The sequence below is a fragment of the Actinomadura scrupuli genome, from assembly GCF_050971785.1.
GTDB classification, from domain to species: domain Bacteria; phylum Actinomycetota; class Actinomycetes; order Streptosporangiales; family Streptosporangiaceae; genus Actinomadura_E; species Actinomadura_E scrupuli.
Genome location: NZ_JBPCCU010000005.1, coordinates 340,862 through 364,370, shown reverse-complemented (window position 1 = coordinate 364,370; position 23,509 = coordinate 340,862). Strand labels below are relative to the sequence as shown.

25 protein-coding genes and 1 tRNA gene are annotated in these 23,509 nt (G+C 68.8%); 15 read left to right on the top strand and 11 right to left on the bottom strand.

Annotated features, from left to right (window positions below):
* Positions 1–53 precede the first annotated feature (53 nt).
* On the bottom strand, positions 54–2,165 hold the full coding sequence (locus ACRYCC_RS24275) for an MMPL family transporter (RefSeq protein WP_433815629.1): 2,112 nt from the start codon (positions 2,163–2,165) through the stop codon (positions 54–56).
* A gap of 105 nt (positions 2,166–2,270) precedes the next feature.
* Between ACRYCC_RS24275 and ACRYCC_RS24270 the strand changes: the two genes are divergently transcribed.
* A complete protein-coding gene (locus ACRYCC_RS24270; protein ID WP_433815627.1) occupies positions 2,271–2,741 on the top strand; it encodes a MarR family winged helix-turn-helix transcriptional regulator in 471 nt (156 codons plus the stop codon).
* Between the two features lie 84 nt (positions 2,742–2,825).
* Positions 2,826–3,728, top strand: a complete 903-nt coding sequence (locus ACRYCC_RS24265; protein WP_433815625.1) for a proteasome assembly chaperone family protein — start codon at positions 2,826–2,828, stop codon at positions 3,726–3,728.
* Between the two features lie 10 nt (positions 3,729–3,738).
* Here ACRYCC_RS24265 and ACRYCC_RS24260 read toward each other — a convergent pair whose 3' ends face one another.
* A complete protein-coding gene (locus tag ACRYCC_RS24260) occupies positions 3,739–5,154 on the bottom strand; it encodes a sugar porter family MFS transporter (RefSeq protein ID WP_433815624.1) in 1,416 nt (471 codons plus the stop codon).
* Between the two features lie 135 nt (positions 5,155–5,289).
* Between ACRYCC_RS24260 and ACRYCC_RS24255 the strand changes: the two genes are divergently transcribed.
* The 4 genes from ACRYCC_RS24255 to ACRYCC_RS24240 all read left to right on the top strand — a co-directional run bounded on the left by ACRYCC_RS24255 (position 5,290) and on the right by ACRYCC_RS24240 (position 6,633).
* A tRNA-Val gene (locus tag ACRYCC_RS24255) sits at positions 5,290–5,361 on the top strand.
* Between the two features lie 206 nt (positions 5,362–5,567).
* Complete coding sequence (locus tag ACRYCC_RS24250) at positions 5,568–5,801, top strand: CopG family transcriptional regulator (RefSeq protein WP_433815622.1); 234 nt, start codon at positions 5,568–5,570, stop codon at positions 5,799–5,801.
* Between the two features lie 44 nt (positions 5,802–5,845).
* Positions 5,846–6,235 (top strand): type II toxin-antitoxin system VapC family toxin, encoded by a 390-nt coding sequence (locus ACRYCC_RS24245; protein WP_433815620.1) that lies wholly within the window; start codon positions 5,846–5,848, stop codon positions 6,233–6,235.
* Positions 6,236–6,492: 257 nt separating this feature from the next.
* Entirely contained in the window at positions 6,493–6,633 is a 141-nt protein-coding gene (locus tag ACRYCC_RS24240) for a hypothetical protein (RefSeq protein ID WP_433815618.1), read from the top strand.
* 114 nt (positions 6,634–6,747) lie between these two features.
* Here ACRYCC_RS24240 and ACRYCC_RS24235 read toward each other — a convergent pair whose 3' ends face one another.
* From ACRYCC_RS24235 to ACRYCC_RS24225, 3 genes are all read right to left on the bottom strand, one after another.
* The gene (locus ACRYCC_RS24235) at positions 6,748–7,284 is read right to left on the bottom strand and encodes a hypothetical protein (protein WP_433815616.1); all 537 of its coding nucleotides are present in this window, start codon (positions 7,282–7,284) and stop codon (positions 6,748–6,750) included.
* 164 nt (positions 7,285–7,448) lie between these two features.
* Positions 7,449–7,763, bottom strand: coding sequence for a VOC family protein (locus ACRYCC_RS24230; protein WP_433815614.1), 315 nt, complete (start codon positions 7,761–7,763; stop codon positions 7,449–7,451).
* 86 nt (positions 7,764–7,849) lie between these two features.
* Complete coding sequence (locus tag ACRYCC_RS24225) at positions 7,850–8,077, bottom strand: DUF397 domain-containing protein (RefSeq protein ID WP_433815612.1); 228 nt, start codon at positions 8,075–8,077, stop codon at positions 7,850–7,852.
* An 86-nt stretch (positions 8,078–8,163) separates the two neighbouring features.
* Between ACRYCC_RS24225 and ACRYCC_RS24220 the strand changes: the two genes are divergently transcribed.
* From ACRYCC_RS24220 to ACRYCC_RS24210, 3 genes are read left to right on the top strand one after another with little or no spacing between them, the layout of a single operon-like run.
* The gene (locus tag ACRYCC_RS24220) at positions 8,164–9,117 is read left to right on the top strand and encodes an ABC transporter ATP-binding protein (protein ID WP_433815610.1); all 954 of its coding nucleotides are present in this window, start codon (positions 8,164–8,166) and stop codon (positions 9,115–9,117) included.
* Positions 9,117–10,472, top strand: coding sequence for a hypothetical protein (locus tag ACRYCC_RS24215; protein WP_433815608.1), 1,356 nt, complete (start codon positions 9,117–9,119; stop codon positions 10,470–10,472). Before ACRYCC_RS24220 ends, ACRYCC_RS24215 begins: the two co-directional genes overlap by 1 nt.
* 3 nt (positions 10,473–10,475) lie before the next feature.
* A complete protein-coding gene (locus ACRYCC_RS24210; RefSeq protein ID WP_433815606.1) occupies positions 10,476–13,220 on the top strand; it encodes a bifunctional YncE family protein/alkaline phosphatase family protein in 2,745 nt (914 codons plus the stop codon).
* A 111-nt stretch (positions 13,221–13,331) separates the two neighbouring features.
* Here the strand turns inward: ACRYCC_RS24210 and ACRYCC_RS24205 are convergent, their stop codons facing one another.
* The 3 genes from ACRYCC_RS24205 to ACRYCC_RS24195 form a co-directional block, all read right to left on the bottom strand.
* Entirely contained in the window at positions 13,332–14,330 is a 999-nt protein-coding gene (locus ACRYCC_RS24205; RefSeq protein WP_433815605.1) for an acyl-CoA desaturase, read from the bottom strand.
* A gap of 449 nt (positions 14,331–14,779) precedes the next feature.
* Positions 14,780–15,400, bottom strand: a complete 621-nt coding sequence (locus ACRYCC_RS24200; RefSeq protein WP_433815603.1) for a hypothetical protein — start codon at positions 15,398–15,400, stop codon at positions 14,780–14,782.
* Between the two features lie 144 nt (positions 15,401–15,544).
* Complete coding sequence (locus ACRYCC_RS24195) at positions 15,545–15,859, bottom strand: UBP-type zinc finger domain-containing protein (RefSeq protein ID WP_433815601.1); 315 nt, start codon at positions 15,857–15,859, stop codon at positions 15,545–15,547.
* A 336-nt stretch (positions 15,860–16,195) separates the two neighbouring features.
* Here ACRYCC_RS24195 and ACRYCC_RS24190 point away from each other — a divergent pair, with 336 nt between their 5' ends.
* Positions 16,196–17,125 (top strand): LysR family transcriptional regulator, encoded by a 930-nt coding sequence (locus tag ACRYCC_RS24190; RefSeq protein ID WP_433815599.1) that lies wholly within the window; start codon positions 16,196–16,198, stop codon positions 17,123–17,125.
* Positions 17,126–17,253: 128 nt separating this feature from the next.
* On the opposite strand, the gene ACRYCC_RS24185 is transcribed toward ACRYCC_RS24190, so the two are convergent.
* Together ACRYCC_RS24185 and ACRYCC_RS24180 are read right to left on the bottom strand one after the other, a co-directional pair.
* Entirely contained in the window at positions 17,254–18,468 is a 1,215-nt protein-coding gene (locus tag ACRYCC_RS24185) for a cytochrome P450 (protein WP_433815597.1), read from the bottom strand.
* Positions 18,469–18,574: 106 nt separating this feature from the next.
* Positions 18,575–19,288, bottom strand: a complete 714-nt coding sequence (locus ACRYCC_RS24180) for a TetR/AcrR family transcriptional regulator (protein ID WP_433815595.1) — start codon at positions 19,286–19,288, stop codon at positions 18,575–18,577.
* Positions 19,289–19,306: 18 nt separating this feature from the next.
* On the opposite strand from ACRYCC_RS24180, the gene ACRYCC_RS24175 reads away from it, so the two are divergent.
* Positions 19,307–19,504, top strand: a complete 198-nt coding sequence (locus tag ACRYCC_RS24175) for a ferredoxin (RefSeq protein WP_433815593.1) — start codon at positions 19,307–19,309, stop codon at positions 19,502–19,504.
* 42 nt (positions 19,505–19,546) lie between these two features.
* On the opposite strand, the gene ACRYCC_RS24170 is transcribed toward ACRYCC_RS24175, so the two are convergent.
* Positions 19,547–19,780: a hypothetical protein gene (locus tag ACRYCC_RS24170; protein WP_433815591.1), complete on the bottom strand. Its 234-nt coding sequence runs from the start codon at positions 19,778–19,780 to the stop codon at positions 19,547–19,549.
* A gap of 254 nt (positions 19,781–20,034) precedes the next feature.
* On the opposite strand from ACRYCC_RS24170, the gene ACRYCC_RS24165 reads away from it, so the two are divergent.
* From ACRYCC_RS24165 to ACRYCC_RS24150, 4 genes are all read left to right on the top strand, one after another.
* Entirely contained in the window at positions 20,035–20,439 is a 405-nt protein-coding gene (locus tag ACRYCC_RS24165; RefSeq protein WP_433815589.1) for a cytochrome P450, read from the top strand.
* 265 nt (positions 20,440–20,704) lie between these two features.
* A complete protein-coding gene (locus ACRYCC_RS24160; protein ID WP_433815587.1) occupies positions 20,705–21,373 on the top strand; it encodes a TetR/AcrR family transcriptional regulator in 669 nt (222 codons plus the stop codon).
* A gap of 173 nt (positions 21,374–21,546) precedes the next feature.
* Positions 21,547–22,524 carry an LLM class flavin-dependent oxidoreductase gene (locus ACRYCC_RS24155; protein ID WP_433815585.1) on the top strand — a complete coding sequence of 326 codons (978 nt, stop codon included), beginning with the start codon at positions 21,547–21,549 and terminating at the stop codon, positions 22,522–22,524.
* Between the two features lie 180 nt (positions 22,525–22,704).
* A complete protein-coding gene (locus ACRYCC_RS24150; RefSeq protein WP_433815584.1) occupies positions 22,705–23,499 on the top strand; it encodes a spirocyclase AveC family protein in 795 nt (264 codons plus the stop codon).
* Positions 23,500–23,509 lie beyond the last annotated feature (10 nt).

The window sequence follows — 23,509 nt, the reverse complement described above, 5'->3', positions numbered from 1 at the left end:
GCTCCCCGTGATCCCGCGCGTTCCGGCCGCGGGATCACGGGGAGCGGCGGCGCTCAGCGCCCGGCGAGCACGGGCTCGAGGTCGTCCTCGCCCGCGGACCGGGCGTCGTCGTCCCGCCTGGCCTGCCTGCCCGGCCACCACATCCACCGGCCCAGGTCGAGCGTGAGCGCGGTGACGAGCACCGAGCGGACGATGATGGTGTCCAGCAGCACCCCGAACGCGACCGCGAAGCCGAGCTCGGCCGTGAACACCAGCGGCATCGAGCCGAGCGCCGCGAACGTCCCGGCCAGCACCAGCCCCGCCGAGGTGATCACCCCACCGGTGGCGGACAGGCCGATCAGGGCACCGCGCCGGGTGCCGTGCTCCATGGCCTCCTCCCGCACCCGGGTGACCAGGAAGATGTTGTAGTCGATCCCCAGGGCCACCAGGAACACGAAGGCCCACAGCGGGAAGGACGTGTCCGCCCCGGCGAAGCCGAACACGTGGTTGAACACCACCGCGCTCACTCCCAGCGTCGCGCCGAAGGACAGCACGACAGTGCCGATCAGCAGCAGCGGCGCCACGATCGAGCGCAGCAGCAACGCCAGGATGAGGAACACGACGATCAGCACCACCGGGATGATCAACTGAACGTCATGCCGTGACGCGTCCGAGATGTCCAGGTTGAGGGCACTGCTGCCGCCGACCTTCGCCTCGGCACCGTCGATGTCGTGAACCGCCGTCCGCGCGGCCTTCACCGTCCTCTGCGCCGCCGCGCTGTCGGAGCCGTACGCCAACGTGGCCTGGAGGAAGGCCTCGCCGTCCTTGACGGCCGGCGCGGTGACCTCGGTGACGCCGGGGACCCGGGCCAGCGCGGCCTTGACCTGCTCCGCGGAGCCGGCCTTGGCGACGATGTCCAGTGGCTGGCCGGAGCCCGCGGGGAAGTGCGCGGCCATGATGTTCTCACCGTCGGCGGCCTGCGACGCGCCGACGAAGCCGTCCTTCTGCGCGAGGCCGTCGGCCTTGAGACCGGTCATGCCCAGGGCCAGCGCGCCGAGCACGACCGCGGTGCCGATCCAGACCAGCCGCGGGCGTACGGAGATCCGCTTGCCCACCCGGGCCCACAGGCCGCCCTCGGTCGGCTCGGGCGAGCCGTACGACGGGCGTACCGGCCAGAAGATCCACCGGCCGCAGATGACCAGCAGTGCCGGCAGCAGCGTGACCATGGCCAGCAGGCCGACACCGACGCCGACCGCGCACACGGGGCCGAGGCCCTTGGTGGAGTTGAGCGCGGCGAGCAGCAGGCACAGCAGGCTGATCGCCACCGTCGCGGCACTGGCGATGATCGCCGGGCCGGACCGGTGCAGGGCCTCGGCCATCGCCTCATGCCGGTCCTCGTGCCGGCGCAGTTCCTCGCGGTACCGCGCGATGAGCAGCAGCGCGTAGTCGGTCGCCGCCCCGAAGACCAGCACGGTGAGGATGAACGAGCTCTGCGCGTTGACGGTGAGCCCGGCGTGTTTCGCGAGGAGATAGATCAGCCCCTCCGACGCGAACAACGACACACCCGCGCTGATCAGCGGGAGCAGCCAGAGCAGCGGGCTGCGGTAGGTGAACAGCAGGATGACGATGACCACCAGCGCGGTGATCGCGCCCAGCGACGTACCTCCGTTGCTGAAGATCTTGCCGGAGTCGGCGGCGTAGCCGCCCGGCCCGGTGACGTGGACGCCGAGGCCGCCCGCGTTCCTGTCGGCGATGGCGGTGATGGCGTCGACCGTCTTGCTGATGCCGCCCCAGCCCTCCTTGCCGAGCTTGATGCTGACGATGAACTCGATGGCCTTGCCGTCCTTGGACGGGATGGGGCCGACCAGCTCACCGGTGACGTCCGGCACGGCCGCGAAGGCCGTCTTGTCGGCGGTGGCCTTGGCCAGGTCCGCCTGGGTGATGCCGGCGGGCCGGTCGTAGATGACCAGGGCGGGGATGTTGTCACTCGGCTGGAACTTCTTGGACTGCTCCAGCACCTTGGTGGACTCTGCGGCCTTCGGCAGCCAGGCCGAGGCGTCGTTCTTCTGAACGTCCCCGAGCTTCCCGGCCAGCATGAAGGCCGGGATCAGTAGCACGATCCAGAAGGCGAGTACGAACCACTTGGCCCGCCGACCTCCCGGCCAGGCCGCGACGTTGCGTATCACGAGGGGGGTTCCTCCGTAAGCGAGCGTTCAGCATGCTGACGATTAGAAGCCTACGGATGATAAGTAGCGATCTTCATCGGGGTCCACGTATTTTCCTTGTTAACAATGTCTGACCGTGAGAGCTCCCACCCCTGCCCAGGTCTGGAGACCTGGCACACCGGCAGGCTGCTGACCGCCGCCGCCCGGATGGTGGAGCACGCCTTCGACACCGGCGTCGCCGAGCTGGGCGTCACCCACGCGGGCGTCAACGTGCTCGCCGCGCTGACCGGCGGCCCCCTCACCCAGCGCGAGCTGGCCGCTCGCTGCCAGGTGCAGGACCAGACGATGAGCCGCCTCATCGACGGGCTGGAGCGCAGCGGCTACGCCGTACGGCGGCGCGACCCGGGCGACCGGCGCCGGGTGCTCGTCGAACGCACCTCGACCGGCGGTGACGTCATGAAGCGGGCGTCGGAGGTGGGCGCCCGGTTCGGTTTCCTGGACGACGGATCCGCCGAGAACGCCGCCTGCCGCGACCTGCTCATCAAAATCATCACCCGGTTGGGCGGAGAGCGGAAGGACTGTCCCGGTACCTTCTGAGCCCGGTAGAACGGCCGGGATGGATTCCGCGACCGTCTATGTTGAGGCATAGCAAGGCAGTACGGGAAACGAGATGGAGTGACGGTGCTGGATCCAGAGGATCTGTACGAGCTGGACGCGGAACTACCGGAGCTTTCTCGGCCGGTACTCCTGCACAGCCTCGACGGCTTCGTCGACGCCGGATCCACGGGCCGGCTCGTGCGCGAGCACATTTTGGACACCTTCGACAACCGTGTGATCGGTCGTTTCGATGTCGACTCCCTGATCGACTACCGGGCCCGGCGGCCCGTGATGACCTACGACCAGGACCACTGGGACGACTACGACGCCCCCGAGCTCGCGGTCCACTACGTCAAGGACGCCACCGGGACCCCGTTCCTGTTCCTGACCGGCCCGGAGCCCGACCGGCTCTGGGAGGGCTTCAGCACCGGCGTGCGCTCGCTGGTCGAGCGGCTCGGCGTCTCGCTGACGGTCGGCTTCCACGGCATCCCCATGGGCGTGCCGCACACCCGCCCGGTGGGGGTGACCCCGCACGGCACCCGCCCGGAGCTGCTCACCGGCCCGCGCCCGTGGTTCGGCCGCGTCCAGGTGCCCGGCAGCGCCTCCGCCCTGCTCGAGCTGCGGCTCGGCGAGGCCGGCCACAACGCGATGGGCTTCGCCGTGCACGTCCCGCACTACCTGGCGCAGTCCGACTATCCCGCCGCCGCCGTCACCGCCCTGGACGCCGTGGCCGCCGCCACCGGGCTGGTGCTGCCCTCCGACGAGCTGCGGGCCGCCGCCGTACGCACCAACACCGAGATCGCCGACCAGATCGCCGGCTCCGACGAGGTCGAGAAGGTCGTGCAGGCCCTGGAACAGCAGTACGACGCGTTCGCCGGGTCGGCGGACCGGGAGAGCCTGCTCGCGTCGGAGCAGAACATGCCCACCGCCGAGGAGCTGGGCGCCGAGTTCGAGCGCTTCCTCGCCGAGCAGGACGGCGACGGCTGACCCCCTCGGGTCACGCCATCTCCTCCAGCTCCTTGCCCTTCGTCTCCTGTACGGCTCTGATCACGAAGATCAGGGCGAGCAGCGCGAACATGGTGTACACCCCGTACGCCAGGCCCAGGCCGATCTTGGCGAGCCCGGGGAACGTCGTGGTGATGAGCCAGTTGGCCAGCCACTGCGCGGCGGCGGCCACGGCCAGCGCGGAGGCGCGGATCCAGTTGTTGAACATCTCCCCGAGCATCACCCACACGACCGGCCCCCAGCTGAAGCCGAACGCGACGACGTAGAGGTTCGCGGCGATCAGCGCGACCGGGCCGGCCAGCGGACCCAGCTCCGGCTGCCCGTCGACCACCCGGGCCGTGGTGAAGACGACCGCCAGCGTGCCCAGGGTGGCGACCATGCCGGCCGCGCCGAAGGTCAGCAGCGGCTTGCGGCCGATCTTGTCGATCAGGGCGATGGCCACCAGGGTGGTCACCACGTTGACGACCGAGGTCAGCATCGAGGTCAGGGTGGCGTCCTTCTCGCTGAAGCCCACCGAGTGCCAGAGGGTCGACGAGTAGTAGAAGATCACGTTGATGCCGACGAACTGCTGGAACACCGACAGCAGGATGCCCACCCAGACGATGGGCCGCAGCCCGAGACGCGGACCGCGCAGATCCTTGAGCCGCACCGGGCGGTCCATGGTGAGGGTCCGCTGGATCTCCTCGATCTTCTGATCCAGGTCACCCCGTCCCATGACCTGCGCCAGCACCTGCCTGGCCTCGGCGATCCGGCCCTTCTTCACCAGATACCGCGGCGACTCGGGGATCATCAGAGCGAGCCCGCCGTACACCACCGCGGGGATCGCGGCGGTCGCGAACATCCACCGCCAGGCCTGGCCGCCCCAGGGCACTGACTCGCTCGCTCCCCCGGCGATCCGCACCAGCAGGTAGTCCGTCAGCAGCGCGGCGAAGATGCCCAGCACGATCGCCAGCTGCTGCAACGAGCCGAGCCGTCCTCTCAGCCCGGCGGGCGCGATCTCCGCGATGTAGGCGGGTGCGATCACGGACGCCGCGCCGATCGCCAGGCCTCCCACCACCCGCCAGAACGTCAGCTGCCAGGCGTCCATGGCCAGCGCCGAGCCGACCGAAGTGATCACGAACAGGACGGAGGCGATCACCATCACCCGGATCCGGCCGAACCGGTCCGCCAGCGGCCCCGCGAACCAGGCACCGACCGCGCACCCCAGCAGGGCCGACGACACCACGAACCCGACCATCCCGGAACCCAGGTGGAACTGTGCCTTGATCGCGTCCACCGCGCCGTTGATGACCGACGAATCGAAGCCGAACAGGAACCCGCCCATCGCCGCCGCGCTGGCCACCCGCAGCGAGACCAGGCTCGCATGCCGCGATCGCCGGGAGGCCACCTCGTCTCTTGCCACATTCATGGGGCGTCCTCTGCCCAACTCGTCACAAAATATGCTTAACCGCAGGTCAGAGCGGTAGGCGGAGATTGATTTCGCGATCGGCGCTCCGAACCGGGTACGCTTGCCCGGTCGCTGGGGACCCTGGTCCCCGCCCGGGGGCGATTAGCTCAGCGGTAGAGCACTCGCCTTACAAGCGAGGGGTCACTGGTTCGAACCCAGTATCGCCCACCCTCCAGGCCCACGTCAGAGGCCGGTTCCCGTCCTCGGCGAACCGGCTTCTTGATCGTCTGTCACCCGTTGGGCACTGAGACTGAACGTGATCACGAGTAATCGAGTGACAGACTCAGGTACGCGACGGCATGCTCCAGCGGCCCACCCTCAGACCTGCCCTTGACGACGACACATCTGATCCCACCCCTGGTAGGATCGCAGTCATGGGTGAGCCGCTGCGCACGGACAAGATGAGCATCACCGTTCCCTCCGACCTGGCCGAAGAAGTCCGCACCAGGGCAGGCCACGGCAACGTGTCCGCCTACGTGACCCAGGCGCTGATGCGACAGCTCGAACACGACCGGCTGGGTGACCTCGTCAACGATCTCGAAGAGACCCATGGGCCGGTCACCGACGAGGAACTCGCCGCCGCGCGGGCCGAATGGCCGCACGCGTGAGCCCCGCTCGGAAGCGGGCGCGCCCCAGCGGGCAGGGAACCCTGGTGCTCGACAACGAAGGCGTGTCCCGGGCCGCAACCGACCGGGCCATGTACGTGCGGCTCAAGGCCGCCCACCTCGACGGCCGCCGGGTCGTCACCTCCGCCGCCATCCTCGCCGAGACCATCCGAGGCCACGCCAGAGACGCCGGTATCTACCGGGTCCTCGGCCAGATCGTCGTCGAACCGGTCACCCGCGAGATCGGTGACCAGGCGGGCAAGCTCATCGGTGCAGCCGACCTGCACACCTCCCAGGCCGTCGATGCCATGGTGGCCGCAACCGCCCTCGCCGAGACCGGGCCCACGCTGATCGTGACCTCCGACGTCCCTCACCTGTCAGCGCTGGTCAACGGGCAGGACCAGATCAACGTCGTCCACGTCGACAAGATCGGCTGACAAGCACCGCTCCCCGACGCTCCTCAGCGCGCACTCCACCGGGAACGACGCACCGAACCGGTAGGGGACGCCTTCGTCAGTGCCGATCCTCCGGTTCCTCCTTCACCAGGTCTCACCGGTTGACCATTGCCATGTGCTCTTCCAGGTAAGGACGTCACCAGCCTCGGCCGGCACCGGGCAAGAAGTGGAAAACACCGGTGGTGCGGCTGGACCGGGCGCGGTCCCCCATTTAGCGAACGTTTGAACCGTCAGCACCGATGGGCGCAGGATGGGAGCGTTTCGCCACCAGCATGAGGGTCAATCGAACCTGGTGGTTGGAGGTGCTGCTGAGCGAGCAGGAACCCGCCACGCTCGTGGCAGCAGCCGAGCAGGCCCGGATGGCCGAGGAGCCGATGTAGCTCAGCTGTAGGGACTGCGTAGAGGTCTCCGACTCCGGCGATGCGATATCCGTTGCCGTTTCACTCTCCGGTCAGGTGTCGCGGTCGTCGGCAAATCCGGTTCGGAGGAGCTTGTCACGGCGCAGGATCCTCATACAGGTGGGGAAAGACGGGGCATCGGATCTGACCGGTCAGGAGCTTGAAAAGAAGTTCGGATGCGGAACACGCGTACTCCCACCAGTCATCTTCGCCCTGGTCCCGTGCCTGCACGATGGTCGGCCACTCATCGAGAGCGCCGGCCGTCCGCCACCAGAACACATCGTTGCCCGCCGAATACGCCCACGGGTAGATCCCGCCCGGCTCAGGGAACAACGGATACGGACACGTCTCGGGGCTCTGCGCGCGGAGACCACGGGCGTCATCGAGATACTGCTCAGCCTCTGCCGCCAGTGAATATTCCTGGCTCCAGTCCGGCGGGGTCACCGGGGGCGGCATCCAGCAGAACTCCTCAGCGAACGCGTAGGGCTGGTAGCGGTCATGGAGTTCCCGGTAGTCGCTCGGCAGTCTCAGCCCGATCGCGGACTCCACCGCTGCCCAGTCGATCGGCTCGGCCGACGTGCCGGGCGTACCGATGATGGCGCCGAGTTGTTCGACGTACGGATGAGAAGGCATCGCTCGATCCTCCGACCAGCCCAAGATCGGCAAATGCTACAGATCGCAGCGGCACGCCGGCAGGCGAAGGCCGTGCGGGGCCAGGGGTATCGCCCTCCTCTGCCTGGCACGCACCGTCAATAACAAGCCGCGCCGGCGGCTATCCCGGACTCTCCAGGGGCCGGTCAGGTGGCGTGGACCTCGATCGTCCGGCCGTCGGGATCGGTCAGCAGGTGGCGGCCAGGAGCGAGTGGGGGTGTCGCGGCAGCGCCACTGACGGTGAGGCCCAAGCGCAGGGCACCGGTCTCGCGGTCGGGACGAGCCGGGTAGATCTCGAAGACGGCACCATCGGCGAGTACCGCGGCGTAGTGCTCTGGACCCTGGCCGTGCCGCTCGACTGTGAAGCTCACGCCGAGTTCACTGTAGAAGCTTCGGCACTCCTCCACCTGCCGGGTGTAGAGCACCAGCAGGGTCACGCGGGTGGTGCTCGGTTCGTTCATAGAGCTCCTGGCCGGTGCAGACCGGACTCGGCCGTAACGTGACGACGGCCCCTCCCGGGCGGGTCGTGCACCTCGCCTCCCCGTTGCTACAGCGTGTCTGCTCGCCCGGGCGGGAGGTCGAAGGTGCTGTTCTTCACGCCGTTGATGAATGCCGTCCACTTCGGCCGGGTGAAGGTCAGTACAGGGCCGCTCTGGTGCTTGGAGTCCCGGACGAGGTGGTGGCGGTCGAGGGTCGCGGCCTCGACGCAGCCGTTGCCTCCCTCGCTGGCCGTGGACACCGACCATTCGGTCACCGGGGGCGGATTTGGGGTCATTCGCCCAATGTTCGGCTGCACGACCTCCCTAGGCCAACCGCGATCTTTAGCGTCCTCTTGCTGGGACCTAGCCAAGGGAGATCGACATGCACGGGAGCCCCGCGGTCCGGGCTCGTGGGATCAAGAAGTCCTTCGGTGACGTGGTCGCGCTCGACGGCGTCGACCTCGACGTGGCGGGGGGCCAGGTCCACGGCCTGGTCGGCGCGAACGGCGCGGGCAAGACGACACTTCTGGGTCTGCTGTTGGGCCTGGCGGTCGCGGACAGCGGCCGCCTGGAGATCTTGGGTACGCCGGTCGGGCGGACGCTGGCCGTCCCCGACGGCGTCGCGGGCTTCGTGGACGGACCCGGGCTCTATCCGTCGCTCACCGCGCGGCAGAACCTCTCGGCCCTGGCGGCACTGCGCGGGTACGACGCCGGTCGCACCGCCGGTGTCGACGACGCGCTGGAGCAGGTCGGGCTCAGTGACGTCGCCGACGACCGCATCCGGGGATTCTCGCTGGGCATGCGCCAGCGGCTCGGGCTGGCCGCCGCGCTGCTCACCACACCGCGACTGCTCGTGCTCGATGAGCCGGCCAACGGTCTGGACCCTGCCGGCAAACACCACGTGCACCGCGTCATCACCGGGCTCGCCGCGGACGGGACCGCGGTGGTCCTCTCCAGCCACCGGATGGACGACCTCGCCGCAGTGTGCTCCGAGGTCACCGTCCTCGCTGCCGGGCGGGTCGTCTTCGCAGGGCCGGTGAGCAAGCTCGCCGCCGAGAGCGGCGAGCTCGACTACCGGCTGCTCACCTCCGACCCGGCAGCCGCCCACCGGGTCGCGCTGGAAACGCCAGGGCTCCGCCTCGTGTCCGGTCGCGTCGAGCGGCCGGACGCCGACGTGCTCGTGGTCCGGGGGCCTGTGCCGATCGTGGAAGAGCTGGTGGTGCGGCTGGTGCGGGACGGCGTGGGGGTGCGAGAGCTGGCGCCTGTGGTGGCGCCGCTCGAGGCCGCGTTCCTGGCACTGACCGGGGCCGGGCAGACCGATGAGGAGGACCTGTGATGACCGCGACCGTCGCGCCGCCCCGTGTCGAGGCCCGGCCGGCACCGGTGCTGCGTGGCTACCGGTTCGAGCTGGTCAAGATGCTCTCCCAATGGCGGATCCGGCTGCTGCTGCTCGTCTGCTGGATCGCCCCCGCGGGCTACGTGGCCGTGGTGAGCCTGCAGAGCATGCTGCCCACCGACACGGTTTTCGGCCGCTGGATGCACGAGACCGGCTGGGCGGGGTCGCTGGTCATCCTGGACTTCTCGTGCAGCTGGGCGCTTCCGCTGCTGACGTCGCTGGTCGCCGGCGACGTCTTCGCGGCCGAGGACCGGCTGGGCACCTGGCGCCACCTCCTCGTGGCGGTCCGCTCGCCGAGACGGATCTTCGTGGCGAAGGGCCTGGCCAGCCTCACCGTGCTGCTGCTGCTGGTGGCCGGGCTGGCCGCATCGGGCATCGCCGGCGGCCTGGCCGCGGTCGGCAACCGGCCGCTCGTCGGCCTGGACGGCCATCTCCTCGCGCCCGGGGATGCGGCCGGCACGGTCCTGCTCGCGTGGGCCTGCGTGCTGGCGCCGACGCTGGCCTTCGCCGCGGTCGGCCTGCTTGGTTCGGTGGCCCTGGGCCGCTCCCCGATGGGTCTGCTGATGCCCGCACTGCTCGCCTTCGCGTTGCAGCTCGCGCAGCTGCTCCCGCTGCCGGTGGCCGTGCAGCTGGCCCTGCCGAGCCACGCCTTCCTCGCCTGGCGCGGGCTTTTCACCAGCCCGGCGCAGGCGGGCCCCCTCTTCATCGGCCTCGCGGTGAGCCTGGCGTGGGCGGTCGTCGCCACCGCGCTCGCCTACCACCTGTTCCTGCGCCGCGACTTCACCGACCTGGCCTACGGCGGGTCGGGTCGGCGGGCCCTCGTGGTCGGGGTGCTACCGCTGGCCGGCCTGGTCGCCCTCACCGCCGTACTGGTCACCGGCGCGACCCCGGCTCGGGGCTCCGGGATCGAGCGGGCCAAGGTGCAGAACTCGCTCGCCACGGTGTACGCCCACCTCTACCGGCTGCAGACCCGGGAACTCCATCGCCCCGCCGTCACCGAGGCGCAGCTACAGGCCACCGCGTCCTGCGACAAGGGCGGCTCCCGGGTCCCCGACCGGGGACCGGGCAACGACTGGCGGTGTGTCGTGTCCTGGCACCTGCCCGGCACGACCGCCGTCGGCACCGCCATCTACCAGCTCGACGTCAACGTGAACGGGCGATACGTCGCCGACGGAGACGGACCGAAAGAGGTGAACGGCTACTTCCAGGTGCGCACCCCGAACGGGGACGCACCCAACCCCCTGTGGCAGTTCGACGGGAACGTCGACCTGCTGGCAAGCACTCCGAAGGATTGATTGATGCACGTCACGCGGCAGCGCGTCTCGAAGGTCCGCTCCGGGCTCTTCGGTAGGCTCACCGGTCGCCGGATCCGCCTGGTGGCGGCCGGCACCGCAACTCTCGCCATCGCCGGTGGAGGGATCTCCTACGCCTCCACCGAGGGGTTCGGCACCAGCCAGGTCGGCCAGACCACCCGCAACGGCCTGGTCGTGTCCAGCGACCAGTACGTCAAACCGTTCGGCGAGCGCCTCGTCATCAACAACGGCAAGATCATGTCGTCCTCGGTCAGCCCGGACGGCACCCACCTCGCGGCCTCGGTCACCGACGGTGGCATGGCGCTCGCCATCGTGGACGTGAAGAGCTGGAAGGTGCAGCAGCTCGTCGGCAACAACGCGGCGGCGAACCTGCGCATCAGCGGCAACGACGTGGGCCAGGAAGGCCCCACGTACTCCCCCGACGGTTCGCAACTGTGGCTGGGCCAGGCCGACGGCTACACCAGGTTCACCGTGAACCCGGACGGCACCCTCGCCGGCCCGACGTTCGTCCGGATCGCGGCGGACGGGCCCCGGCGCGCGCTGGTGGGCCAGGCGGTGTTCTCACCCGACGGCAAGACCGTGTACTCCGCGGTCAACGGCCAGAACCGCGTGGTGGCCATCGACGCGGTGACCGGGACCATCCAGCAGAGCTGGCCCGTGGGCAACGCCCCGCGTGGCATCGTCAAGATCGGGACCAGGCTCTACGTCAGCAACGAGGGCGGCCGCCCGGCCAAGCCCGGCGAGACGACGATCAACTCCTACAACACCCAGGTGCCGGCCGACCCGGTGACCGGCGCCACCACCACCGGCACGGTCAGCGTCATCGACCTGGCGAACCCGACCGCCGCCGCCACGAGCATCGACGTCGGTCTGCACCCGACGGCCCTGTACGCCAAGAACGGGGCGCTGTTCGTCACCAACACCGCCACCAACGACGTCTCGGTCATCGACACCGCCCGCAACAAGGTCGTCCAGACCATCGCCACCCAGCCGTGGCCCGAGGCCTCAGTGGGCTACGAGCCCGACGCGGTGACGCTCACCGACGACGGTCACCTGCTGGTGACCCTCGGCCGCGCCAACGCGGTCGCCGTGTACCGCTACAAGAAGCCGCTGGAGCCGGTCAGCTACATCGGCCTGCTCCCGACGGACTACTTCCCTGCGGAGATCACCACCATCGGCGACGACGTGCTCGTCTCCAACACCCGTGGTATCGACGCCCGCCGCCCCACCACCGCCGCCGGGCACGGCACCCACGACACCACGTCGAGCCTGCAGCGGTTCAAGCTGCCGGACGACAAGGTCATCAGGTCCCAGACGAAGAAGGTCTTCGCGCAGAACGGCTGGGGCAAGAACGACCTCAAGACGGCCAAGGGCCACTCCGCGCACGCCGTGGCGGTCCCGCGGCGGCTCGGCGACCCCTCGACGATCAAGCACGTCTTCCTGATCGTCAAGGAGAACCGGACCTACGACCAGCTCTTCGGTGACGACCCGCGTGGCAACGGCGATCCGACGCTGGCCCAGTACGGCGAGAACGTGACGCCGAACCAGCACGCGCTGGCCAAGCAGTTCGGGCTGTACGACAACACCTACGACATCGGCACGAACTCCGCCGAGGGGCACAACTGGCTCATGCAGGCCGACAACCCGGAGTACACCGAGTCCTCGGCCGGGGAGTACCTGCGCAGCTACGACACCGAGGACGACGCTCTCGGTCACCAGCGGACCGGCTTCATCTGGACCGGTGCGCAGGCGGCGGGCAAGACCGTGCGGAACTTCGGTGAGTTCCACCAGTTCCTGACCAAGCCGGCCGGCGCGACCTGGCAGAACCTGTACTGCGACACCAAGACCATGGCGGAGACCGGGCAGACCACCGCCTACCCCTTGAACTCGTCCTCGCCGATCCCGTCGCTCAACAACGTGTCGGTGCCCGGCTTCCCGAAGTACGACCTCAACGTCCCGGACATCTACCGGTACGAGATCTGGAAGCGTGACTTCGAGAAGAGCGGGCCGGCGAACCTCAACATGTTCTGGCTCTCCAGCGACCACACCGGTGGACCGCCGAACGGGGCCGCTCAGGTCGCGGACAACGACCTCGCGACCGGCAAGATCGTCGACAAGATCTCGCACAGCCCGTACTGGAAGGACTCCGCGATCTTCGTTGTCGAGGACGACTCCCAGGCCGGCGTCGACCACGTCGACGGCCACCGCGCACCGATCCAGATCATCAGCCCCTGGGCCAGGCACGGCGCTGTGGACAGCCGCTACTACACGCAGATCACGATGATCCGGACCATCGAGCAGATCCTCGGGATCCACCCGATGAACCAGAAGGACAGCGCCGCCACTCCGATGAGCGGGGCGTTCACCAACAAGCCCGACTACACGCCGTTCACCGCTCTGCCCAACCGGACCTCGCTGACCCTGGGTCTGCCGACGCCGCCGGCCTGTGGCCTGGACACCCCGGCGCCGCAGAACCCGAACGCCGCGGCCGCGCCGTCGGCGAAGGTGCCGGCGGGCCAGCAGCAGGTCGCGGCGAAGTGGCAGGCCTGGAAGTTGCAGCAGCGGTTCAACGGACCCACCGCCAGACCCGACTCCGCCAGCCCCGTGCAGATGAACCACTTCTCGTGGTACGAGGCGCACGGATGGACGAAGCCCTACCCGGGTGAGACCAAGATCTACTCACCGGACCAGGTACCGGGCGCCTACATCCCGTCGTCGGACAACGACTGACCCCGTACAACTCACAGGACGGCCCGCCGGGAATCCCGGCGGGCCGTCCGCCTTGACGGCGACTCCTCGCCGGGTCGGCTTGCGGGTGCTCGGCGGCCGTGGGCCGGCCGGTCATCGGTCTGCGGACTGCAGGGCCGGTGCGGGAGGCCGGCGCACGTCTGGCCGAGCCTGCGGGCCTCGCGAGGCCGGCCAGTGGACGCCGGTGGCCCAGCCGAGGCGCTCGAAGAGGCGGATCAGGCCGGCGGAGAGGTCGATCTGATGCGGGCCGATGCCATGCCGGGCGCAGGCCGGTGCACTGTGATGCCCGTTGTGCCAGCTCTCACCGAAGGAGATCAGAGCCAGCGGCCACAGGTCGGTGGACCGATCGAAGCGGCGGCTCGGGTGCGGACGTGATCCGATCATGTGACACAGGGAGTTGATGCTCCACGTCAGGTGCTGGAGCATCAGGACGCGTACGAGTCCTGCCCACAGGAACGCGGTCCACGCCGCCCCGATATCGCCCCCGATGGCCCAGCCCGCGGCGAACGGCAGGATCAGCGAGAGGACGCACAGCAGGGGAAAGGCTCTGGCGATCCGGACCATCGCGGGATCGGCGAGCAAGTCCGGGGCGTAGCGGGCCGTGGGGGTCGGATCGTTGCGGAACATCCAGCCGATATGGGCATCGGCGAGTCCCCGCAGCTGGCCAAGGGCGCCGGTCCCGTACCGGTAGGGCGAGTGCGGATCACCCGGGCGGTCGGTGAAGGCGTGATGACGCCGGTGGATGGCCACCCAGTCGATCACATTGCCCTGAAAACTCATCGAACCCGCGATCGCCAGCACGGCCCGCAGCCACGGGCGGCTGGTGAAACTGCGATGAGTGATGAGGCGATGGAACCCGACGGTCACCCCGAGCCCGGTAAGCATGTACAGACCGACGGCCAACAGCACATCGGCAACCCCGATGCCATGCCCCCACAGCATCCACACCGCGATCGCCAGACCCACGAAAGGCACCCCGACGATCAAGGCGGTCAGCACCACCTGAAGCCGCCGCCTGCCCGTCCAGGATTCCGCGACGCCGCCGGGAAACGGTTCGGCGCCGTCGTAAGGCGCCGCTCTCGCCTGCTCCATGATGATCATTCCTGTCGTTCGAAGGCGGGTCGCGCATGCAGCGGCTCCCCGGCGCCGGGTGACGACGTGCAGGTCAGTCGGCTCCACCACGGCCGCGACCGGATGGTCGTTCTTCTTGGCGTGCTGTGAGGAAAACGCCGAGCGGGCCCGGCTGATGTCCTTCAGTCAAGTTCAGTACCGTCGTCGCGGAAACAGGCGAGCCGAGCAAGGCCCATCACCGCAGCCGATCGCCTTCTGTTCATGACGCTGTTCCCGAGCGTCCCGAATCCACGGTGCACGCCTACCCGGAATCGGGGTGCAGGCTCCCCGTGGGCTGACCGCATTCAGTTGAGCCGCACCAGCGGTCGGCGGACACCGGCGATACGAACTGAGCCCATCACCAGGACTCATCATCCCGGCCCGGTTGCTCGACACCCCACGGAGGCGCGACCGGTACGGGAGATCACCGGTCAGCCCCGACGGCCGGCGGCCGAGGTGTTGACGGCAATCCTGGGCCTGTGCGTCGCCCGGTCGCGGGGATGCGGCGGAAGTACGTCGGCGGCCGGCTCGTCGATACGGGGTTTGAGCCGCCGATGCCGCTCCTCGGCTGCTTCGGCGCTGAGATCGAGAATCGCGGCGATCTGCTCCCAGCCCATGCCCGCGGCCTGTGCGGCGTCCAGCAGCCGGGCCTCGGTCTGGTCGATGTTCAGCCGGGCCGCCCCGAGCACCACCAGTGCGGCGGCCACCGCCATCGGCGGGGGTTGATCTCCTGTGCCCTCCTGGGCTCGATCCGAGGCGTCGATGATCGCATCGATGGCATCGAGGTCGGGCAGTGGATGCTCCTTGGTCTCCCAGAGGAATTGATCCACGCCGACGGCGTAACGCGGCGTCAGGTAGGCGCGGGCGGCGCGCACCATCGTCGGCGCCGGAGCGGGAAGGAACGCCTCCGCGATGTGGCCTGTTGCGGTGCCGGCCTGCTCGGATGCCCCCGACAACCCGGGCAGGCCACTGCGACGACGCTTCCGGCGCGGCACCGATCCGTTCGGGCCGATCTCGGTGACGCCCACCGCCCTGTCCTGGCCGGAGACCATGCCAACGTCCTTTCATCGAGATGTGGGCACCGGCCGATGGCCGGTCTGGTCACTGCAATCAACCATGATGCAGCGGCGACGGAAACGAGCAATCTGAGCAGGACTCATCACCGAAGCCGATCACTCGAGGTTTCACGGAGAAGGTCAGACCGGGCGCTGATGGACGTAACACCATCTACCACGCGCCCCCGGCTCCACACCGGCGGCGACCGGATGGTCGGTCTCCTCGTAGTGAGCCCTGGCGTGCCGCTTGCGTGACGTGTCGGAGCAGGCCACCCAGCCGCAGGTGAGGCAGAGCAGGAGAGGCATCGGACGCTCGTCGCCGTCAGCCCGGCAGTCACGGCAGTAGGTCGACTGGGCGGTGACCGGCGTGAGCCCGTCCAGGTGGTCGCAACGCGGAGCGGACCCGTTCGCGCTGATGACGGGCGTGTTCAAGGCCATGTTCTGGTCGGGGATCACGGTAAGCCCTTCCCCGCACTGGAAAATGCCGGGCATTGCCCGGCTGATCACTCATAGTCAACCGGGTTACAGCTGAGGCGGAAACCGGGAACCTGAGCGGGGCCCATCACGTCAGCCGATCACCCCGTTTCAGCGGGTGGTTCACCCCGGATATTTCTTGTACCCGTTGAGGGAAGTAGGCTTACGGCGAAATCGCGAACTCCGGGTTCGACCTGCCCGGGAGGGATTCGCTCTCCGGACGGCCTTCTCGGCAATGCGGTGGACCATTGCGCGAAGGGAACCGACCGGGGCTCGGACACCATGGCGGCAACGGTGTCCTGGCAGGAGGCGGCTGGCATGGAGCTACGTCAGCTTCGCTACTTCGTGACCCTGGCCGAGGAATTGCATTTCGGCAGGGCCGCCGCCCGCGAGCACATCGTACAGTCGGCGTTGAGCCAGCAGATTCAGCGGCTCGAACGCGAACTGGGTGTCCGCCTGCTGCAACGCAGCACCCACCACGTCTCGTTGACGGCCGTGGGGGCCGTCTTCCTGGTCGAGGCGCGACAGATCCTGGCCCACGTGGAACGGGCCGCCGACGCCGCCCGGAACGCCGTCGGGGTATCCGCCACCCTGCGGGTCGGCATCATCGACGCGAGCTACGACTCGATGCCGCAGATCCTGCACGAGGTTCAGGCCAAGAACCCCGACCTGGTCATCCACCAGATCGAGGCAGGAGTGCCCGAGCAGTACCAGCAACTCGTCGACGGCCGCCTGGACGTCGGCATCGGCCGGGCCGCACTCGCCCCGCCGCAGGTGGCCTCACAACTGTTCCGCCAGGACCGGCTCGGCGTCCTGGTCCCTCGTGGCCACCGGTTCGCGGAGTTGGAGAGCGTACCGGTGGCCACCCTGGCCGAGGAACCGCTGCTGCTCGCCGAGGAGATACGGGCCCCGGAGTTCAACCAGTTCACCGTGGAGATGTGCCGGACCGCCGGCTTCACACCCACGGTGTACGAGGGCACCGTCGAGAGCATCAGAGCCGCCTCCGATCTCGTCTCCCAGGGACGTTGCCTGTACTGCGTGCCGTCCTCCTGCATCTCGGCCGTCCCCGGAACCCTCTGGCGGCCCCTCACCGAACCGGCCTCCTACTACCCATGGTCGGTTCTGTGGCGTGCCAGCGACGAATCCGACCACGTACGCGACATCGTCGCCTGCGCACGAGCCATGTCACAGCGGCTGGGCTGGCTGGTCACCACCGACCAAGGAGCACCTCCGCTCATAAACGACTGAGCTCAGGATTCTGCGGTTCCTCTTCATTGGGCTCTGCTGGTGCCAAATATCATCCGCCCAAGGAACGCATGCACCACCTCAGTGACGGCGGCTTCGTGGTGGTGGAACACTCGCTGCGGTGACTCCGTTCACCACTGCACCGGGACGCTGTCCACGCCGCCGGTGAGTTTGTTGGTGAGGAGCTTGATGTCGTGGAGGTCGGCGGCCACGCGCAGGTCGGGGAACCGGCCGAACAGTGCGGGGAACACGATGCGCAGTTCGGTGCGGGCGAGGTTGGCGCCGATGCACACGTGCATGCCGTGGCCGAAGGCGAGGTGGGCGTTGGGCTTGCGGCCGGGAGTGAACTCGTCGGGGTCGGGGAACACTGAGGTGTCGCGGTTGGCGGCGTCGTTCGAGATGAGGACGGCGTCGCCGCGGGCGATGGTAACGCCGCCGATCTCCACGTCCTGATGTGCGTAGCGCAACAGGCCGAGCCCGGCGGGTGCGGACATCCGCAGGATCTCCTCCACCGTCGCCTGGACTTGGCCGGTGGGATCGGCGACGAACCGGTCCCGCCGGGACAGATCGGTGAGCAGCCACAGCACTCCGAAGTCGATGCGGGCGGCGGTGGTCTCGTGGCCGGCGAACAGCAGCCCGGCGACCAGACGCGCCACGTCGTCATCGGTGAACGTCGGATCCGCTGCCTGTGCGGCGACCAGATCGGAGATGACGTCGGGGCCGGGGGTCTTGCGCTTGGCCGCGGCCAGGTGATGGGTGTAGTCGGTGAACTCGGCCATGGCGGCCTGGGCGACCTCGGCGTCGTCCAGGACGCCGATCCGCTCGGACAGCAGGCCGAAGCGGGCGCGGTCTGCGTGGGGCACGCCGAGCAGTTCGCTGATCACCATGGCCGGCAGAGGGAACGCCAGCGTCTGGTGCAGGTCCACCGGCTGCCCGGGGGCCCGGTCGTACGCGGCCTGCATGTCGTCCAGGCAGCGGCGGGTCAGTTCCTGGATCCGCTCGGTCAGCCGCCGCATCCGGGGTGCGGAGAACGCGGGTGTCAGCAGCCTGCGCAACCGGGTGTGCTCGTGCTCCTCGGTGTCGTAGTTATCCTCGGCGCCTCCGGCCAGCGCAGACTGCGAGATCCGGGCCGCCTGTTCCGGGACGGGATGCGACCGGCCGAACCGGGCGTCGCCGATGATCTGCTTCGCCTCCGCATAGGCGATCACCAGCCATGCGGGGTCCCCGGCGGGCGTGGTCACCTTCGTCAGTGGCGCCTTCCGCCGCAGCATCCCGTACAGCGGTGCGACCTCGAGCGCGTTCGGCCGGTCGAGCGGCAGCCGAGGCGTGTCTGGGATGTAGGTCATCGGCTTTCCTCCCTGGTCGTTGAAGAGGTGTCCGTGCGAGTTCCGGCGGAGGTCGGGCACGACGCCCCTGACAGCAGTGATCGGGTGGCCGGGCTGGTGTGGCCTCCTACTTCTGTGCGTCACCTGAGGGAATACCGGCACGCAACTGCGTGATGGTCTCCCGGACGATGTCGGGCAGGCTTGTCGAGCCGTCTCCGGCTCCCCACGCCTCGATCGAGATCCGCACCGCTGTCCCGGCTGCGGCGGCCAGCAGGTGGGAGGCCAGGTCGTCCGTGCCGGTGCGCTCGATGATCGCCTGCGCCAGCAGCCGCCGCACACGTTCGAAGGACGCCAGGTGCGCTGCCAGCATGGTCGGGTTCTCCCGGGCCACCCTCAGCAGCACGACGACATCCTCGCGGCTGCTGACCATCGCGGATACCGCGTCCGGCAGCACGTGGGTGAGGCTGTCCCACACCGGCTCACTGGCGGGGCGGATGCGCAGCGCGTCCGCGATCGACTCTGCGCGGCGCACGGTCGCCTCGGTGATCGCCTCCTCCCGCGAGAAGAAGTAGTTGCGGAACGTGCGTCCGGACACGCCGACTGATTCGGCCACGCTCTCAGGAGTCACCGCATCCAGACCTTTCTCCAGCATCAACGTCCAGGCGGCGTTGCTGAGCGCGGTCCGGGTGGCCTGTTTCTTGCGTTCCCGCAAACCCAGCTGGGGCTGTTGCGTCATGTCCCCATGCTCGGAGAAAACTTCCAGTTTGGCAAGTTTTCCTTCTTGGAAAAATTTGCTACGTTCGCCGGAAGGACAAGGGGTCACCAGTCGACTGCCGATCATGCTTGTGAGGGGGATCCGATGAAGGTGAGCGTTGACACCGACAAGTGCGTTGCAGCAGGTCAGTGTGCGCTTTTCGCGCCGGGGGTCTTCGACCAGAACGAGGAGGACGGTACGGTGGTGCTGCTGGACGACGCGCCTGCGCCGCAACTGCGCGATGCCGTCCGCGAGTCGGCCGTGATGTGCCCGGCCGCTGCCATCCACGTGACCGAGCCATGAACCGAGTCGTCGAATCGGCCGTCTCGGACGGTCTGGGTGCCGTCAGGCTCCGGCATCCACCACCCGGGGTACTGGTCCGTCGACGGCGATGTGCATGCCCTCGCCGCAGGTGGCGCCACGGTCGAGGTCAAGGCTCCCGGCGGTGACACCGAATCCTTGCGGGCCTACTCGAAAGATGCTGAACGACGACTTCACCGTCAAGCGCGTCCGGAAACTGCAGCCGAAGATCCAGGAGATCGCCGACGTGGCCTTGGACCAGATGATCGCCAACGGCACTCCGGGCGACCTCGTGCGCGACTACGCACTGCCGATCCCCCCGATGACGATCTCCCTGCTGCTCGGAGTCCCGTACTCCGATCACGAACTCTTCGAGCGGCTCAGCTCCACCGCGTTCACCGTCGGAGCCACGGCGCAGGAGAAGCTGGACGCGAACATCCAGCTGTTCACGTACCTGCTGGAACTCGCGAAGGACGCGCGGCACCGGCCCCGGGACCCTGGCCCGGGTCCGGGACTCCTCCGATCCCCAGGTCATGGCCAACACCGTCGAGGAACTGCTCCGGTACCTCAGCATCGTCCAGGATCTGATCGTCCGGGTGGTGCGCGAGGACGTCACCGTCGGCGACCAGCTGATCCGTGCCGGCGAGTACCTTTTCATGAACCTGCCGGTCGCCAACCGGGACCCCGCGCATTTCGAGCAACCCGACGTTCTCGACATCGACCGCCGCAGACGCGGCAACGTCGCCTTCGGCTACGGCATCCACCAGTGTGTGGGCCAGGCCCTCGCCCGAGCGGAGCTGGAGGTCGCCTACGGCACGATGCTGCGGCGAGACTGCCATCACTATGTCTCGCGATCCCGTTCGGGGACGTCGATTTCCGGCACGACATGGGCACGTTCGGAGTGCACCGGCTACCGGTCACATGGTGAGCCGCTGTGATCATCAAGCGACTTCTTGTCGCTACGGCGTAACGGCCTGCGGACGAGGGATCCGCTCGTCGGCCCGCTCTTGAATGCCCGCTTCTGCGAGACCAGCCGGACCCGCGGGCACCGGTGTAGGCATCCGGCAACGTCAGCACGAACCTCGGCTGACCGGGGCCTGGTGATGTATGTGCGTACGATCGGGAGCAGGGGCGCGTAGGAGTGGGCGTTATCCTGATCGAGCCCTACGCGACGACAGCCGGATGAGCTGGAACGGGAGTGCAGTGCCTGGCGCGGCATCGAGGAAGACGGCGACCGCGAAGGACGCGACCGCGCCCAAGGCCACGCGTCGGCCGAGGGGGGAGCCCCGTCGGCTGCTCCTGGACGCCTCCCGTGAGCTGTTCGCCCGCCAGGACTACCGGAGCACGACCACCCGAGAGATCGCGGAGGCGGCCGGCGTCGCCGAGCACCTGCTGTTCCGGAACTTCGGTTCGAAGGCGGCATTGTTCCGTGAGGCGTTGGTCGTGCCGTTCACGACCTTCGTGGAGGAGTTCACCGAGACATGGCGGTCTCTGGTCCCGGAGGAGACCGATGAGGACGAGCTGGCCCGGCATTTCGTCGGCCGGCTCTACGACCTGTTCGTCGAGCACCGCGGGCTGGTCATGACGCTGTGGGCTTTGGACGCCCTGGGCGAGGACGAGCTGGCCGAGGCGGGCATCGCCGATGTCGAGCGGGCGCTGGCCGTCCTGGGCCGGATCAGCGCCGAGGGTGTGGACCTTCGGGGACTGCGCTCGAGCCATCCCGACCTCGCGGCGCACTCGACGGTGGCGATGATCGCTGGGATGGCCGCGTTCCGTTCGAGCTTCTTCGGTGCCAAGCCGCCGTCGCGGGACGCCATCGTCGACGAGCTCACCCAGGCCGCCCTCCACGGTTTCCTGCACCGCAAACGCTGACGAGGCGTGCCGAGGCTCCGCCATGGCCGCCTCACCGATCGTCGAACCGGGCGAGGCGACCTGATCGGCCAGGTGGTGCAGGTACCACACGTTCGAGCTCCCGTACGGCCGCACTCGGCACCCCTTCCCTTAAGATAGTGTCCGCTATCCATAGTGGGAGCGGGGCTTCGCCGATGTTCACGTTGCGATTCGACATGCGGGCGCCGGCCTTCGGTGCGCCCATCCAGGAGCTCTACTCGGCCGCGATGGAGATGTGCGCCTGGGCCGAGGACCGCGGCGCGCTGGTCGCGGTTCTGTCCGAGCATCACGGGACCGAGGATCGTCATCTGCCCTCCCCCCTCGTGCTCGCCTCGGCGATCGCGGCCCGCACCGAGCGCCTGCCGATCCTCCTCGCGGCGCTCGTCCTGCCCTTCTACGACCCGGTCCGCCTGGCCGAGGACATCAGCGTCCTCGACCTCGTCAGCGGCGGCCGTGTCGCGTACGTGCTCGGTGTCGGGCACCGGCCCGAGGAGTACGCGCACTTCGGCATGGAGATGCGTCACCGGGGACGCCTGGCCGACGGCAACCTGGCGTTGCTCCTGCGGCTCCTGGCCGGGGACGACGTCGTCGAGGGCGGCCGGTCGACCAGGGTCACGCCCTCGCCGATCGCCGCCGGTCGGCCCCGGCTGTTCATCGGCGGGGGAAGCGTCGCCGCCGCACGGCGTGCCGGGCGATTCGGGCTCGGGCTCGTCGCCCAGGCGGCCGCGCCCGGACTGCGGGACGCCTACGAGGCGGCGTGCCGAGCCGCCGGGCACGAACCCGGAGTCGTCCAGCTTCCCGACGCGCAGGCCCCCACGGCCGTGTTCGTCGCCGACGACGTCGACCGGGCCTGGGAAGAGCTGGGCCGCCACATGCTCCACGATGCGGTGACGGCTGCATCGTACCGTCCTGGCGAGGCCACCGTCGCGAGCATCAGCACCGCGCGCTCGGTCGACGAGTTGCGAGCGGGCACCGCCTACCGCGTCCTCACCGTCGACGAGGCCGCCGCGTGGGTGCGCGGGGGCACCCACCTCCCTTTACTGCCCCTCTGCGGAGGGCTGCCACCGGACGTGGCCTGGCCCTACCTCGAGCGAGCGGCCGAGGCCACCGCCCGGGCACATGTCTCCAGCTGATGGCGCGTCGCGGATGCACCGATTAAGATAGTGCTCACTATCCAAAGTGGCGAAGGGAGCCGGAAACGTGGGTGCGCTCATCATGCTCGGAACGCTCTTCGGGCTGATCGTTGTCATCTTCGGCGTGGTGCTGCGCTGCGACGCGGAAGCACGTCGCCCCTCGGCCGACGAGGGGGGCGAATGAGCACCGAGTTGACGCCACTGATGGAGGCGGCCATCGGCTTCGCCTACCTGGGCGGATTCGGTTTCGTCGCGATCGGCGTCATCCTCAGCGTTCGCCGCCGCCGGCCGCATCCGCTACTGCTCGTGTGCATCTCGGCGATCTCGTTCTCCTGGATCGAAGCCCCCTATGACTGGGCGATGTACGCGCAGTTCCCGCCCGCCATCCCGCGCATGCCGTCCTGGTGGCCGCTTGACATGACGTGGGGCGGCCTGCCGGCCTCGGTGCCCCCCGGCTACATCTCCTACTTCGCGCTGCCCGCGGTGATCGGCGCCGCACTGGGGCGGCGGTTGAGCTCCAGGTTCGGCTGGCGCAGGCCGCTCACGCTGTTGACCGTCGGCCTCCTCGCCGGGTTCCTCTGGGCGATCCTCTTCAACGCGATCATCGGCGCCCGGCTCGGCGTCTTCCACTACGGCCGCGTGATCCCCGGCCTCGCACTGTCGGAGGGCACCAAGCACCAGTACCCGCTCTACGACGCGCTCGCCATGGGCGTACAGGTGATGGTCTTCACCTACCTCCTCGGGCGGACCGACCCCGAGGGACGCACCGTCATCGACATGTGGGCCGACACCAAGGCCAAGACCCGTCCCGGGTCCTGGCTCATCTCGGCAGTGGCGATCGTCGTCCTCGGGCACGCCCTCTACGGCGCCGTCTTCGCTCCGCACCTGGCCACCAAGCTGTCCGGCCAGGTGACCTCAGGCCCGACCGAGGAACTGTTCGAGGGCGTACCGAACCAGCCGCTGCACGGCCGCTGACCAGTGAAGC

Coding starts and splice junctions, on each gene's coding strand:
- ACRYCC_RS24180 (WP_433815595.1), bottom strand. CDS start 19,288: ATGATCGGCAGTCGACTGGTGACCCCTTGTCCTTCCGGCGAACGTAGC.
- ACRYCC_RS24190 (WP_433815599.1), top strand. CDS start 16,196: ATGGAGCTACGTCAGCTTCGCTACTTCGTGACCCTGGCCGAGGAATTG.
- ACRYCC_RS24225 (WP_433815612.1), bottom strand. CDS start 8,077: ATGACCCCAAATCCGCCCCCGGTGACCGAATGGTCGGTGTCCACGGCC.
- ACRYCC_RS24210 (WP_433815606.1), top strand. CDS start 10,476: ATGCACGTCACGCGGCAGCGCGTCTCGAAGGTCCGCTCCGGGCTCTTC.
- ACRYCC_RS24240 (WP_433815618.1), top strand. CDS start 6,493: ATGGGCGCAGGATGGGAGCGTTTCGCCACCAGCATGAGGGTCAATCGA.
- ACRYCC_RS24260 (WP_433815624.1), bottom strand. CDS start 5,154: ATGAATGTGGCAAGAGACGAGGTGGCCTCCCGGCGATCGCGGCATGCG.
- ACRYCC_RS24220 (WP_433815610.1), top strand. CDS start 8,164: ATGCACGGGAGCCCCGCGGTCCGGGCTCGTGGGATCAAGAAGTCCTTC.
- ACRYCC_RS24230 (WP_433815614.1), bottom strand. CDS start 7,763: ATGAACGAACCGAGCACCACCCGCGTGACCCTGCTGGTGCTCTACACC.
- ACRYCC_RS24165 (WP_433815589.1), top strand. CDS start 20,035: ATGGCCAACACCGTCGAGGAACTGCTCCGGTACCTCAGCATCGTCCAG.
- ACRYCC_RS24200 (WP_433815603.1), bottom strand. CDS start 15,400: ATGGTCTCCGGCCAGGACAGGGCGGTGGGCGTCACCGAGATCGGCCCG.
- ACRYCC_RS24205 (WP_433815605.1), bottom strand. CDS start 14,330: ATGGAGCAGGCGAGAGCGGCGCCTTACGACGGCGCCGAACCGTTTCCC.
- ACRYCC_RS24250 (WP_433815622.1), top strand. CDS start 5,568: ATGGGTGAGCCGCTGCGCACGGACAAGATGAGCATCACCGTTCCCTCC.
- ACRYCC_RS24235 (WP_433815616.1), bottom strand. CDS start 7,284: ATGCCTTCTCATCCGTACGTCGAACAACTCGGCGCCATCATCGGTACG.
- ACRYCC_RS24150 (WP_433815584.1), top strand. CDS start 22,705: ATGAGCACCGAGTTGACGCCACTGATGGAGGCGGCCATCGGCTTCGCC.
- ACRYCC_RS24215 (WP_433815608.1), top strand. CDS start 9,117: ATGACCGCGACCGTCGCGCCGCCCCGTGTCGAGGCCCGGCCGGCACCG.
- ACRYCC_RS24270 (WP_433815627.1), top strand. CDS start 2,271: ATGTCTGACCGTGAGAGCTCCCACCCCTGCCCAGGTCTGGAGACCTGG.
- ACRYCC_RS24185 (WP_433815597.1), bottom strand. CDS start 18,468: ATGACCTACATCCCAGACACGCCTCGGCTGCCGCTCGACCGGCCGAAC.
- ACRYCC_RS24155 (WP_433815585.1), top strand. CDS start 21,547: ATGTTCACGTTGCGATTCGACATGCGGGCGCCGGCCTTCGGTGCGCCC.
- ACRYCC_RS24175 (WP_433815593.1), top strand. CDS start 19,307: ATGAAGGTGAGCGTTGACACCGACAAGTGCGTTGCAGCAGGTCAGTGT.